Source organism: Vibrio sp. JPW-9-11-11 (assembly GCF_013369335.1).
GTDB lineage: Bacteria > Pseudomonadota > Gammaproteobacteria > Enterobacterales > Vibrionaceae > Vibrio.
The window spans coordinates 68097-81066 of record NZ_SZQJ01000002.1 but is presented as its reverse complement, the minus strand read 5'-3'; the positions used below and the strand labels follow the sequence as shown (position 1 = coordinate 81066).

The following is a 12970-nucleotide window of genomic DNA, read 5'->3' as shown; positions in this document are numbered from 1 at the left end:
CCTCGTTCCTCGAGATTATTCCTCGATTTTACCGCCTGCAGCTTCGATTGCAGCTTTAGCGCCTTTAGTCACACGTAGACCTTTTACAGTCACTGCTTTGTTGATTTCACCAGATAGAACAACTTTTACGAATTCGATGTTCTTAGTGATAACGTTAGCAGCTTTAAGGCTGTTTAGATCTACTACGTCACCAGTTACTTTCGCTAGCTCAGCTAGACGAACTTCAGCAGACACTAGGCTCTTACGAGAAGTGAAGCCGAATTTTGGTAGACGTTGTTTCAGAGGCATCTGACCGCCTTCGAAACCTGGACGAACACTGCCGCCAGAACGTGACTTTTGACCTTTGTGGCCACGGCCACCAGTTTTACCTAGGCCAGAACCGATACCACGACCTACACGCTTAGCGGTAGTTTTAGCACCAGCTGCTGGTGATAGAGTATTCAAACGCATTCTGATTACTCCTCAACTTTAACCATGTAGTAAACCTTGTTGATCATACCGCGAACGCACGGAGTATCTTCAAGTTCTACTGTGTGGTTGATTTTACGAAGGCCTAGACCGCGCAAAGTAGCTTTGTGCTTAGGCAGGCGACCAATTGAGCTTTTAGTTTGAGTTACTTTAATAGTTGCCATGGTGTTCTTACTCCGAAATAGATTCAACAGTTAGACCACGTTTAGCAGCAACCATTTCTGGTGACTTCATGCTACCTAGTGCATCGATCGTTGCACGAACGATGTTGATAGGGTTCGTAGAACCGTATGCTTTAGATAGTACGTTGTGTACACCAGCAACTTCTAGTACTGCACGCATCGCACCACCTGCGATAACACCAGTACCTTCTGCAGCAGGCTGCATGTAAACTTTAGAGCCCGAATGGCGACCTTTCACCGGGTGGTGAAGAGTACCTTCGTTTAGCGCGATCGTAGTCATGTTACGACGTGCTTTTTCCATTGCTTTCTGGATCGCAGCAGGTACTTCACGGGCTTTGCCGTAACCGAAACCTACACGACCGTTACCGTCACCAACTACTGTTAGTGCAGTGAAGCTCATGATTCGACCACCTTTAACCGTTTTAGAAACGCGGTTAACGGCGATTAGCTTTTCTTGCAAATCATTCGCTTGAACTTGTTGTTCTTTAGCCATCTTCCAACCCTACCTTAGAATTTCAGACCAGCTTCGCGAGCAGATTCTGCTAGCGCCGCCACTCGACCGTGGTATTGGAAACCAGAACGATCAAATGCAACTGCGTCAACGCCTTTTTCAAGCGCGCGCTCTGCAATAGCTTTACCTACTGCTTTAGCTGCATCAACGTTACCAGTGTTCTTAACTTGCTCACGGATCGCTTTTTCTACAGTAGAAGCTGCTGCGATAACCTCAGAGCCATTAGCTGCAATAACCTGAGCGTACACGTGACGAGGAGTACGGTGTACTACTAGGCGAGTTGCACCCAGTTCTGCAATCTTACGACGTGCACGTGTAGCACGACGGATGCGAGATGCTTTCTTATCCATAGTGTTACCTTACTTCTTCTTAGCTTCTTTAGTACGCACATTTTCATCTGCGTAACGAACACCTTTACCTTTGTAAGGCTCAGGCTCACGGTAAGAACGAATGTCAGCCGCAACCTGACCAACAAGTTGCTTGTCACAACCAGTGATCACGATTTCAGTTTGGCTTGGACATTCAGCTTTAATACCCGCTGGCAACTCGTGCTCAACTGGGTGAGAGAAGCCTAGAGTTAGACCTACAGCGTTGCCTTTGATAGCAGCACGGTAACCAACACCCTTAAGGGTTAGCTTCTTAGTAAAGCCTTCAGTAACACCAACAACCATGTTGTTTACTAGAGCGCGAGCAGTACCTGCTTGTGCCCATGCGTTTACAACACCTTCACGTGGACCGAAAGTAAGATTGTTTTCTTCCTGAGCTACAACTACTGCGTCGTTAAGAACGCGAGATAGTTCGCCTTTAGCACCTTTTACAGTGATTTCTTGGCCGTTTAGTTTCACCTCTACGCCAGCTGGAATAGCGACAGGTGCTTTTGCAACACGAGACATATTCTACTCCTATTACGCTACGTAGCAGATGATTTCACCACCAAGACCTGCTTTACGTGCAGCACGGTCTGACATAAGACCCTTGGAAGTTGAAACGATAGCAACACCAAGACCACCCATTACAGAAGGAAGTTGATCTTTCTTCTTGTAAACACGTAGACCTGGACGAGAAACACGTTTTAGTTGCTCAATTACTGGTTTAGCTTGGAAGTACTTAAGAGTAACTTCTAGCTCAGGTTTTGCTTCGCCTTCTACAGCGAAGTCAACGATGTAACCTTCAGCTTTTAGTAGTGCAGCAATTGCAACTTTAAGCTTTGAAGAAGGCATTTTTACAGAGACTTTGTCTGCTGCTTGACCGTTACGAATGCGGGTCAGCATATCCGAAATCGGATCTTGCATGCTCATATGATTTACTCCAAATGATTAAGTGGCAATTACCAGCTAGCCTTACGAAGTCCAGGAATCTCGCCTTTCATGCAAGCTTCGCGAACTTTAATACGGCTTAGACCGAACTTACGTAGGTAACCGTGTGGACGACCAGTTTGGTTACAACGGTTGCGCTGACGTGATGCACTTGAATCACGTGGAAGTGTTTGCAGTTTAAGCACTGCATTCCAACGATCTTCTTCAGATGCGTTTACATCGCTGATAGTAGCTTTAAGAGCCGCGCGCTTTTCAGCGAACTTAGCTACAAGCTTCGCACGTTTTGCTTCACGTGCTTTCATTGAATTTTTAGCCATAACAGTAACCCTTCACCTTACTTACGGAATGGGAAGTTAAAGGCAGCCAGCAGAGCTCGGCCTTCCTCATCAGTACCAGCAGACGTCGTAATAGTGATGTCTAGACCGCGTACTCGATCAACTTTATCAAAGTCGATTTCCGGGAAGATGATTTGCTCGCGAACGCCCATGCTGTAGTTACCGCGTCCGTCAAAAGACTTAGCGCTAACGCCACGGAAGTCACGTACACGTGGAAGAGCGATGTTAATTAAACGCTCAAGAAAATCCCACATACGTTCGCCACGCAAGGTTACTTTACAACCGATAGGGTAGCCTTCGCGGATTTTGAAACCAGCAACAGATTTACGCGCTTTAGTGATTAGTGGCTTTTGACCAGAGATCGTTGCCATATCAGCTGCTGCGTTTTCTAGCAGTTTCTTATCGTTGATTGCTTCACCAACACCCATGTTTAGGGTGATTTTCTCGATTCTAGGGACTTGCATGACGCTTGTGTAGCTAAACTGTTTGGTCAGTTCAGCGACTACAGACGACTTGTAGTAATCATGCAGTTTCGCCATAGTAGAACTCCAAATTACTTCTATTAGTTAGAAACGATTTCGTTGTTAGATTTAAAGAAACGTACTTTCTTACCATCTTCGAAACGGAAACCGATACGGTCAGCTTTACCAGTAGCTGCGTTGAAAATCGCCACGTTAGAAACGTCGATTGCTGCTTCTTGCTCTACGATACCGCCTTGGATACCCATAGCTGGAACAGGTTTCTGATGCTTCTTAACTAGGTTGATACCTTCAACGATAACTTTACCAGTTGCTAGAACCTTAGTTACTTTACCTTTCTTGCCTTTGTCTTTACCAGCAAGAACGATTACTTCGTCATTACGACGGATTTTAGCTGCCATTTCTTCGTGCTCCTTACAGAACTTCTGGAGCCAGTGAAACGATCTTCATGAACTTATCGCCACGAAGTTCACGCGTCACAGGGCCAAAGATACGTGTACCGATAGGTTGCTCAGTATTGTCGTTAAGCAATACACAAGCATTACGGTCGAAGCGAATGACAGAACCGTCTGGACGACGAACGCCTTTGCGAGTGCGCACAACAACCGCCTTCAGAACGTCACCTTTCTTAACTTTACCGCGAGGAATTGCTTCCTTAACAGTAACTTTGATGACGTCACCGATATGTGCATAACGGCGGTGTGAGCCACCCAGGACCTTAATACACATTACCTTGCGCGCGCCTGAGTTATCAGCTGCGTCAAGTGTACTTTGCATTTGGATCATTGTTAGTGCTCCGCTAAATATAAAAAAAACTAGACCCTCTCGGGTCGGGCTGCCTCTTTAAAAGGGACGCGAATTGTACCACCCTTTTTTGTGATTGGGTAGTCAAAAAATAAACGGCCCCAAAATAATTTTGGAGCCGTTTTATTTCATAGAATTAGCTAAGGGATTAGCCTTTCGCTTTTTCTAGAACTTTTACCAAAGTCCAAGACTTAGTCTTAGACAGTGGACGACACTCTGCGATTTCAACTGTGTCGCCTAGGCCACACTCGTTGTTTTCGTCATGTGCGTGTACTTTTGTCGTGCGTTTTACGAACTTACCGTAAATTGGGTGTTTTACGAAACGTTCGATAGCAACAGTGATAGACTTATCAGCCTTGTCGCTTACAACACGACCTTGTTGAGTACGTTTTACTTCGCTCATTATGCGCCTGCCTTCTCAGTCAAAACAGTTTTCACACGTGCGATATCACGGCGTACAGCTTTCAGAGTATGAGTTTGCTGTAGTTGACCAGTCGCAGCTTGCATGCGCAAGTTGAACTGTTCACGTAGCAAATTCAATAGCTCAGCGTTAAGCTCTTCAACGCTTTTCTCGCGTAGATCTTGTGCTTTCATCACATCACCTGCTTAGTTACAAATGTAGTTTTGAATGGCAGTTTGCGAGCCGCTAGGCGGAACGCTTCACGAGCCAATTCTTCAGGTACACCACCCATTTCGTACATCACCTTACCAGGTTGGATTTGGGCTACCCAGTACTCAACGTTACCTTTACCCTTACCCTGACGAACTTCAAGTGGTTTTTCTGTGATAGGCTTGTCTGGGAACACACGGATCCAGATTTTACCTTGACGCTTAACGTGACGTGTCATTGCACGACGTGCCGCTTCGATTTGACGAGCAGTTAGACGACCACGGCCAGTAGCTTTAAGACCGAATTCGCCGAAGCTTACATCAGTACCTTTAGCTAGACCACGGTTACGACCTGTCTGAACCTTACGGAACTTAGTACGTTTAGGTTGTAGCATCTGTCGACTCCTTACTTACGGCCTTTACGCTGCTTCTTAGGCTTGTCGCCTTTAGGCTCTACAGCGTTAGCTGCTGGCATACCGCCTAGAATCTCACCTTTGAAGATCCAAACTTTAATGCCGATCACACCGTATTGAGTGTGAGCCGAAGAAGTTGCGTAATCAATGTCAGCACGTAGAGTGTGTAGAGGCACACGGCCTTCACGGTACCACTCTGAACGTGCAATTTCAGCGCCGCCTAGACGACCACTTACTTCTACTTTGATACCTTTAGCGCCTAGACGCATAGCGTTTTGTACCGCGCGCTTCATAGCACGACGGAACATAACACGACGCTCTAGCTGAGACGCGATGCTATCACCTACAAGCTGTGCATCTAGCTCAGGCTTACGTACTTCAGCGATGTTAATTTGCGCTGGTACACCTGCGATTTTAGCTACAGCTGCGCGTAGTTTTTCTACGTCTTCACCTTTCTTACCGATTACTACGCCTGGACGAGCAGTGTGGATAGTCACACGGATGCTCTTAGCAGGACGCTCGATAACGATGCGTGAAAGTGATGCTTTTTTCAGTTCACTTGTAAGGAACTGACGTACCTTGAAGTCGCCGTCTAGGTTGTCAGCGAAATCTTTGGTGTTAGCAAACCATGTAGCATTCCAAGGCTTAACGATGCCTAGACGAATACCATTAGGATGTACTTTTTGACCCATTGCTTACTCTCCTAGTCTCTTAGCGATCTGCTACAACAACAGTGATGTGGCTTGAACGCTTCAAGATACGATCCGCACGACCTTTAGCACGAGGCATAATACGCTTCATGATCGGGCCTTCATCTACGAAGATTTTTGCGACATTTAGATCGTCAATATCTGCGCCTTCATTGTGCTCCGCGTTAGCGATAGCTGACTCAAGAACTTTCTTGATAAGATCAGCAGCTTTTTTGTTGCTGAACGTCAAGATTTCTAGAGCTTGGTCTACAGATTTACCACGAATTTGGTCCGCAACTAAGCGAGCTTTCTGAGGCGAAATGCGAGCAAAGTTATGTTTAGCTAGTGCTTCCATCATCTACTCCTTAACGCTTCTTAGCTTTCTTATCCACGACATGGCCGCGGTAAGTACGTGTTGGTGCGAATTCACCCAGTTTGTGACCGATCATTTCTTCGGTTACAAATACTGGTACGTGCTGACGACCATTATGGACAGCGATGGTCAAACCGATCATCGTAGGGATGATCATTGAACGACGGGACCAAGTCTTAATAGGCTTCTTGTCTCCGCTTTCCACCGCTTTCTCTACCTTCTTCAGCAAGTGTAGGTCAATAAATGGACCTTTCTTGAGAGAACGTGGCATGGCGATTCCTCTTTATATAGATTACTTGTTACGACGACGTACGATGTACTTGTCAGTGCGTTTGTTCTTACGAGTCTTGAAGCCTTTAGTTGGCTGACCCCATGGTGAAACTGGGTGACGGCCACCAGAAGTACGACCTTCACCACCACCGTGTGGGTGGTCTACTGGGTTCATTACCACACCGCGAACGGTAGGACGAACACCGCGCCAGCGGTTAGCACCAGCTTTACCAAGTTCACGTAGCATGTGCTCAGAGTTACCAACTTCACCGATTGTTGCACGGCCTTCAGAAAGTACTTTGCGCATTTCGCCAGAACGTAGACGGATAGTTACGTATGCACCGTCGCGAGCAACGATTTGAGCATATGCACCAGCCGAACGAGCTAGCTGACCACCTTTACCAGGTTTAAGTTCAACGTTATGTACAGTTGAACCTACTGGGATGTTACGCATTGGAAGCGTGTTACCAGCTTTGATTGGTGCATCAACACCAGACTGGATAGCATCACCAGCTTGAACACCTTTAGGTGCTAGGATGTAACGACGCTCACCGTCTGCGTACAGAACTAGAGCGATGTTAGCGCTACGGTTTGGATCGTATTCTAGACGCTCAACTTTCGCTGGGATACCGTCTTTAGTACGTTTGAAGTCAATTACACGGTAGTGGTGCTTGTGACCACCGCCGATGTGACGTACTGTGATACGACCGTTGTTGTTACGACCACCGTTCTTAGAGTTTTTCTCTAGAAGAGGTGCGTATGGCTTGCCCTTGTGTAGGTCAGCGTTAACAACTTTAACAACGTGACGACGACCAGGGGAAGTCGGCTTACATTTAACAATAGCCATTTCTCAACTACTCCTGTTATTCCGCGCCGCCAACGAAGTCAAGATCTTGACCTTCTTTCAAGGTAACGTACGCTTTCTTAACGTCGCTGCGGCGACCTTGGCGTAGACCTTGACGTTTGGTCTTACCCTTATTGATAAGAGTATTTACAGACTTAACTTCAACTTCAAATAGCTTTTCTACAGCTGCTTTGATCTCTTTTTTAGTAGCATCTTTCGCTACTTTGAAAACGATAGTGTTCGCTTTCTCAGCTGCCATAGTTGCTTTTTCAGAGATGTGCGGTGCACGTAGAACTTTTAGGATACGCTCTTCTGAAATCATGCTAGCATCTCCTCAACTTGTTTAACTGCGTCAGCAGTCATTACAACTTTGTCGAACGCGATTAGAGAAACTGGATCGATACCAGCTACGTCACGTGCGTCAACTTTGTATAGGTTACGAGCCGCTAGGAATAGATTCTCATCTACTTCGCTAGTCACGATCAGAGCGTCAGTTAGCTCAAGCTCTTTAAGCTTAGCCACTAGCTCTTTAGTTTTTGGTGCTTCTACTGAGAAGTTATCAACAACGATTAGACGCTCTTGACGAACAAGCTCAGAAAGAATGCTCTTCATAGCACCACGGTACATTTTTTTGTTTACTTTTTGGCTGTGATCTTGTGGTTTCGCAGCAAAAGTAACACCACCTGTACGCCAGATTGGGCTACGAATTGTACCAGCGCGTGCGCGACCAGTACCTTTTTGACGCCATGGCTTCGCGCCACCGCCAGATACTTCAGAACGTGTTTTCTGAGCACGTGTACCTTGACGAGCACCTGCTGCATATGCAACAACTACTTGGTGTACAAGAGCTTCGTTAAACTCACGTCCGAAAGTAGTTTCGGAAACAGTTAGTGCATCAGCACCTTTAACCATTAGTTCCATTACTTACTCCTGAGACGTTATGCTTTAACAGCTGGTTTAACGATCACGTTGCCGCCAGTTGCGCCTGGGACTGCACCTTTGATAAGAAGCAGGTTGCGCTCAGCGTCAACACGTACGATCTCTAGGTTTTGAGTCGTTACACGCTCAGCACCCATGTGACCTGCCATTTTCTTGCCTTTAAATACGCGACCTGGAGTCTGACATTGACCGATAGAACCAGGAGCACGGTGAGACAATGAGTTACCGTGAGTAGCATCTTGAGTGCGGAAGTTCCAACGCTTAACAGCGCCTTGGAAACCTTTACCTTTAGAAGTACCAGTAACGTCTACTTTCTTAGTTTCGTTGAATAGTTCAACAGTTAGTTCAGCACCAACTTCAAACTCTTCACCGTTTTCCAAACGGAATTCCCAAAGACCACGACCAGCTTCAACACCTGCTTTCGCAAAGTGACCTGCTTCTGGTTTAGTTACGCGGTTAGCTTTCTTAGCACCAGTAGTAACCTGGATTGCTGCGTAGCCATCTGTATCAAGAGTTTTCACTTGAGATACACGGTTAGCTTCAACCTCAACAACAGTTACTGGGATAGAAACGCCTTCTTCAGTAAATACGCGGGTCATGCCCACTTTACGACCGATTAGACCAATCATTCTTCTAATCTCCCTTAACCTAGGCTAATTTGAACGTCAACGCCCGCAGCAAGGTCTAGACGCATTAGAGCATCAACAGTTTTGTCTGTTGGCTCAACGATGTCGATTAGACGCTTGTGAGTACGGATTTCGTACTGGTCACGTGCTTTCTTGTTAACGTGTGGAGAGATAAGAACTGTGAAACGCTCTTTACGAGTAGGTAGTGGGATTGGACCACGAACCTGTGCGCCAGTGCGCTTAGCTGTTTCAACGATTTCCGCGGTAGAAGCGTCGATTAGTTTGTAATCGAAAGCTTTTAGGCGGATACGGATACGTTGGTTCTGCATGAGACAGAGCTCCAATATTAAAAATTACACAAACAATATCGCCACTCAAACTCGTCAAGACGAGAGAATGCCGATTGATTTATGTGAAACCGTAGCATCCAAGATTAGGACGCATTGTCAGTTAATTTTCGATTAACTACCCCTATATACCAGAGTCACCTCTGAGGATAGTTTTTCCGAAGAAAAGATAGCTAATTGTATTAACTGCGAACATAAGCTGAGTTTACATTACCTGACAAATCAAATAGATAAGTCAGCTCCTCGCTGCTCATTGGTTCACAACTGGCTTAACCAGTGGGCTGCATTATACAGATCACAGTTTCACATGCAAGCACTGTTTGAAAATTAAACGCGATGGGAGGGAGCGGAGGACGAGAGTCTAGCGGTACCGCTAGAGTATGAACACTTGCAAGCTCGAATCGAAGACAAAAAAGCGCAGCCTAAACAGATAGTCTGCGCTTATTAATCAGGTTGTCAGTTAACTATGCGAGACGTTGACGCACCGCTTCAAACAGACAGACACCTGAAGCAACTGATACATTGAGACTCGATACACTACCCGCCATAGGGATCTTGATTAAATCGTCGCAAGTTTCGCGAGTCAGGCGGCGCATCCCATCCCCTTCCGCGCCCATCACGATAGCCAGTGGACCGGTCAACTTCGCTTGGTAAATGTCGTGAGTGGCTTCACCCGCCGTACCAACAAACCAGACCCCTTGTTCTTGTAGCGCACGCATAGTACGCGCAAGATTAGTCACGCGAACCAATGGCACGGTTTCTGCCGCGCCGCAAGCAACTTTACTTACCGTTGCATTAATATTGGCTGACTTATCTTTCGGTACGATAACCGCCGCAACCCCTGCTGCATCGGCGTTACGTAGACACGCACCTAAGTTATGCGGGTCGGTTACGCCATCTAGAACCAACAACAGTGGCGACTCATGCTTCGCTAAAATATCATCAAGATCATTTTCGTTCAGCTGTTTGGCGGGCTTAACTCGCGCCATAATCCCTTGGTGATTGGCACCACGTGCTTTGTCATCTAAGGTTTTTCGCGTCATCTGCTGAATCGAGACGCCGCACGTTTGAAGCTCGTTTAGAATCGGCATCAAACGGTCATCTTGACGCCCCTTCAAGACAAACGCTTCGATAAAGCGCTCTGGTTCGCGCTCAAGGACGGCTTTCACAGCGTGAATGCCGTAGATAAATTCGTTACTCATTTACAAACCTGTTGGTTAACTCTTTATTACGCATCTTTCTTAGCGCGTTTGGTTTTCTTTGGCTTAGCACCCGGCTTCTTCTTACGTGCCTTAGTGACTTTTGGCTTCTTGCCTGCTTTGCTTTCATCGCGGTCCGGTCGCTTAGTCGGCTCCACTTCCGGGCTGGCTTTACGCCCACCTTTAGTGGCTGCGCGTTTTTTCTCTTTGGCTTTTCGCTTAGCTTCCGCAGCTCGCTTCTTAGCCGTTTTCCCTTCGCCGCGTAGCTTACGGCTTGTTTCGACTAATTCAAAGTCAATTTGGCGATCATCCAAGTTCACCGAGAGCACTTTGACTTTAACCGCGTCGCCCAAGCGGTAGATTGCGCCAAAGCTTTCACCAATAAGCCTCTGACCAATCGGATCAAATTGATAGTAGTCATTTGCCAGGGCCGAGATATGCACTAACCCGTCGATATGAAGGTCGCTCAAGCGAACAAAGAAGCCAAACCCTGTGACATTCGCGATTACCCCATCGAGCTCTTCGCCAACGTGGTCTTGCATATATTCACACTTAAGCCAATCAGACACCTCTCGTGTGGCATCATCAGCTCGGCGCTCAGTCATCGAACACTGCTCACCGTAAACATCCATATCGTCGAATGAGTAATGGTAGCCACCGGTTGGTGTCCAGCGATCTTTGAGCGTGCCATTCTCTTTTGCGATGAGGTATTTGATCGCACGGTGCAATAGCAAGTCTGGGTAACGACGGATCGGTGACGTAAAGTGGGCGTAGCGCTTAAGCGCCAAACCAAAGTGTCCACAATTATCTGCGTTGTACACCGCTTGCTTCATCGAGCGCAGTAACATAGTTTGAATCAGCTCTTTATCTGCGCGCTCTCCGATTTGCTTAACTAGATCAGCGTAGTCGGTAGGTGACGGTTCTAGGCCACCATTTAAGTGCAAGCCGAGCTCACCGAGGAAATCTCGGAACCCTTGTAGGCGAAGTTCACCGGGCGATTCGTGGATACGATACAGCGCTGGCTCTTTAGCTTTTTCGACCAAAGACGCGGAGGCAATATTCGCAAGAATCATACACTCTTCAATCAACTTGTGTGCGTCATTGCGGATAACAGGTTCGATACTGTCAATCTTGCGCTCAGCGTTAAAGATGAACTTAGTCTCGACCGTTTCAAATTCAATGGCCCCACGCTGATCACGTGCATGCTTAAGCACCTTATACATTTTGTGCAGCTCTTCAAGATGAGGAACGAGCGGCTCATAGCGAGTACGCAACTCTTCATCACCTTCAAGGATGTCGTGAACTTTGTTGTAAGTCAGACGCGCATGCGAGTTCATCACCGCTTCATAATGTTTATAACCCGAAAGCTTACCCGTTTCCGAGATGGTCATTTCACACACCATGCATAAACGGTCTACTTGTGGGTTGAGCGAGCACAAGCCATTGGACAACACTTCAGGCAGCATCGGCACCACTTGTGATGGGAAATAGACCGAGTTACCGCGATTAATGGCTTCTTTATCTAAAGCGGAATCGGGACGAACATAATAGCTCACGTCCGCAATCGCCACCCATAAGCGCCAGCCGCCGCCTTTTTTCGCTTCACAATAGACCGCATCGTCGAAGTCTCGAGCGTCTTCTCCATCAATAGTGACTAATGGCAGTTCACGCAGATCAACTCGGCCCACTTTGGCTTCTTCTGGCACTTCTTCGCCAAGGTTTTCAATCTGCTTCTCAACCTCAACTGGCCAATCGTGTGGGATTTGGTGAGTACGAATCGCAATTTGTGTCTCCATACCCGGCGCCATATTCTCGCCAAGTACTTCAATCACTTTACCCATCATGCCACGGGAGCGTGAACCACGGTCGGTGATCTCAATCACCACCACGTTGCCCATGCGTGCACCTGCACGTAACTCATTGGGAATCAAAATATCTTGATGAATACGTGAATCATCAGGTACGACATAAGAGTAGCCATATTCCATAAAGAAACGACCAACAATTTGACTTTGACGCTCTTCAAGTACACGAACCAATCGTCCTTCCTTACGGCCGCGTTTTGAGTTGTCTGTCGGTTGTACTAATACGTAATCACCATGGATGATGTTTTTCATCTGGTGGTGTGGCAACACAATATCGTTATCTTTGCCTACGCTACCTTCAGGACGCACCCAGCCATGACCATCTTTATGACCAATGACATACCCTTTAATCATTTCGAGTTTTTCAGGCAAGGCGTAACATTGACGACGAGTAAACACCAATTGGCCATCGCGCTCCATAGCGCGTAAACGGCGACGTAAACCCTCGTACTGATCTTCTCCCTCAAGTTTAAGTGCCTCAAATAAGTCATTTCGGTTCATGGGAACGCCAGCTTGACTGAGGAACTCTAAAATAAACTCACGGCTAGGGATCGGATTGTCATAATTTTCCGATTCACGAGCTGCAAATGGGTCATTATGGGTATTGTCTGACATAGGCACGCCTACTATAGGAAGGAATTTAATTCTAGTATATCTGACTCACTGAGTAAGCTACAGGTAAGTCGAAACAAATTCGTAAA

23 protein-coding genes are annotated in these 12970 nt (G+C 46.7%); all 23 read right to left on the bottom strand.

Going from position 1 to position 12970, the window contains the following annotated elements:
• Positions 1-15: 15 nt before the first annotated feature.
• Positions 16-450: a 50S ribosomal protein L15 gene (gene rplO / locus FCU94_RS01345; protein WP_004410426.1), complete on the bottom strand. Its 435-nt coding sequence runs from the start codon at positions 448-450 to the stop codon at positions 16-18.
• A 5-nt stretch (positions 451-455) separates the two neighbouring features.
• The gene (gene rpmD / locus FCU94_RS01340; protein WP_000201159.1) at positions 456-632 is read right to left on the bottom strand and encodes a 50S ribosomal protein L30; all 177 of its coding nucleotides are present in this window, start codon (positions 630-632) and stop codon (positions 456-458) included.
• Positions 633-639: 7 nt separating this feature from the next.
• Complete coding sequence (rpsE, locus tag FCU94_RS01335; RefSeq protein WP_004745894.1) at positions 640-1143, bottom strand: 30S ribosomal protein S5; 504 nt, start codon at positions 1141-1143, stop codon at positions 640-642.
• A gap of 14 nt (positions 1144-1157) precedes the next feature.
• Entirely contained in the window at positions 1158-1511 is a 354-nt protein-coding gene (rplR, locus tag FCU94_RS01330) for a 50S ribosomal protein L18 (protein WP_176286774.1), read from the bottom strand.
• A gap of 9 nt (positions 1512-1520) precedes the next feature.
• On the bottom strand, positions 1521-2054 hold the full coding sequence (rplF, locus tag FCU94_RS01325; protein WP_006878392.1) for a 50S ribosomal protein L6: 534 nt from the start codon (positions 2052-2054) through the stop codon (positions 1521-1523).
• 12 nt (positions 2055-2066) lie between these two features.
• Positions 2067-2459: a 30S ribosomal protein S8 gene (gene rpsH / locus FCU94_RS01320; protein ID WP_176286773.1), complete on the bottom strand. Its 393-nt coding sequence runs from the start codon at positions 2457-2459 to the stop codon at positions 2067-2069.
• A 29-nt stretch (positions 2460-2488) separates the two neighbouring features.
• A complete protein-coding gene (gene rpsN / locus FCU94_RS01315) occupies positions 2489-2794 on the bottom strand; it encodes a 30S ribosomal protein S14 (protein WP_093278401.1) in 306 nt (101 codons plus the stop codon).
• A gap of 17 nt (positions 2795-2811) precedes the next feature.
• Complete coding sequence (gene rplE, locus FCU94_RS01310) at positions 2812-3351, bottom strand: 50S ribosomal protein L5 (RefSeq protein ID WP_004745887.1); 540 nt, start codon at positions 3349-3351, stop codon at positions 2812-2814.
• Positions 3352-3374: 23 nt separating this feature from the next.
• Positions 3375-3692, bottom strand: coding sequence for a 50S ribosomal protein L24 (gene rplX, locus FCU94_RS01305; RefSeq protein WP_004410445.1), 318 nt, complete (start codon positions 3690-3692; stop codon positions 3375-3377).
• Positions 3693-3705: 13 nt separating this feature from the next.
• The gene (gene rplN, locus FCU94_RS01300; RefSeq protein ID WP_004745883.1) at positions 3706-4077 is read right to left on the bottom strand and encodes a 50S ribosomal protein L14; all 372 of its coding nucleotides are present in this window, start codon (positions 4075-4077) and stop codon (positions 3706-3708) included.
• Between the two features lie 166 nt (positions 4078-4243).
• Positions 4244-4498 (bottom strand): 30S ribosomal protein S17, encoded by a 255-nt coding sequence (rpsQ, locus tag FCU94_RS01295; RefSeq protein ID WP_176286772.1) that lies wholly within the window; start codon positions 4496-4498, stop codon positions 4244-4246.
• Entirely contained in the window at positions 4498-4689 is a 192-nt protein-coding gene (gene rpmC / locus FCU94_RS01290) for a 50S ribosomal protein L29 (protein ID WP_004410456.1), read from the bottom strand. The genes rpsQ and rpmC overlap by 1 nt, the downstream gene beginning before the upstream one ends.
• Positions 4689-5099, bottom strand: coding sequence for a 50S ribosomal protein L16 (gene rplP, locus FCU94_RS01285; protein ID WP_004410459.1), 411 nt, complete (start codon positions 5097-5099; stop codon positions 4689-4691). Before rplP ends, rpmC begins: the two co-directional genes overlap by 1 nt.
• Positions 5100-5110: 11 nt before the next feature.
• Positions 5111-5809, bottom strand: coding sequence for a 30S ribosomal protein S3 (rpsC, locus tag FCU94_RS01280; protein ID WP_005471060.1), 699 nt, complete (start codon positions 5807-5809; stop codon positions 5111-5113).
• 19 nt (positions 5810-5828) lie between these two features.
• Positions 5829-6161 (bottom strand): 50S ribosomal protein L22, encoded by a 333-nt coding sequence (rplV, locus tag FCU94_RS01275; RefSeq protein WP_004745877.1) that lies wholly within the window; start codon positions 6159-6161, stop codon positions 5829-5831.
• Between the two features lie 10 nt (positions 6162-6171).
• Positions 6172-6450 carry a 30S ribosomal protein S19 gene (gene rpsS, locus FCU94_RS01270; protein WP_004745876.1) on the bottom strand — a complete coding sequence of 93 codons (279 nt, stop codon included), beginning with the start codon at positions 6448-6450 and terminating at the stop codon, positions 6172-6174.
• 21 nt (positions 6451-6471) lie between these two features.
• A complete protein-coding gene (rplB, locus tag FCU94_RS01265; RefSeq protein WP_138972779.1) occupies positions 6472-7296 on the bottom strand; it encodes a 50S ribosomal protein L2 in 825 nt (274 codons plus the stop codon).
• Positions 7297-7312: 16 nt separating this feature from the next.
• The gene (gene rplW, locus FCU94_RS01260) at positions 7313-7615 is read right to left on the bottom strand and encodes a 50S ribosomal protein L23 (protein ID WP_176286771.1); all 303 of its coding nucleotides are present in this window, start codon (positions 7613-7615) and stop codon (positions 7313-7315) included.
• Complete coding sequence (gene rplD, locus FCU94_RS01255; RefSeq protein ID WP_138972778.1) at positions 7612-8214, bottom strand: 50S ribosomal protein L4; 603 nt, start codon at positions 8212-8214, stop codon at positions 7612-7614. Before rplD ends, rplW begins: the two co-directional genes overlap by 4 nt.
• 17 nt (positions 8215-8231) lie before the next feature.
• The gene (gene rplC, locus FCU94_RS01250) at positions 8232-8861 is read right to left on the bottom strand and encodes a 50S ribosomal protein L3 (RefSeq protein WP_176286770.1); all 630 of its coding nucleotides are present in this window, start codon (positions 8859-8861) and stop codon (positions 8232-8234) included.
• A 14-nt stretch (positions 8862-8875) separates the two neighbouring features.
• Complete coding sequence (gene rpsJ, locus FCU94_RS01245) at positions 8876-9187, bottom strand: 30S ribosomal protein S10 (RefSeq protein WP_004410492.1); 312 nt, start codon at positions 9185-9187, stop codon at positions 8876-8878.
• 482 nt (positions 9188-9669) lie between these two features.
• Positions 9670-10407, bottom strand: a complete 738-nt coding sequence (rlmB, locus tag FCU94_RS01240) for a 23S rRNA (guanosine(2251)-2'-O)-methyltransferase RlmB (RefSeq protein ID WP_176286769.1) — start codon at positions 10405-10407, stop codon at positions 9670-9672.
• A gap of 26 nt (positions 10408-10433) precedes the next feature.
• Positions 10434-12884, bottom strand: a complete 2451-nt coding sequence (gene rnr / locus FCU94_RS01235) for a ribonuclease R (RefSeq protein ID WP_176286768.1) — start codon at positions 12882-12884, stop codon at positions 10434-10436.
• Positions 12885-12970 lie beyond the last annotated feature (86 nt).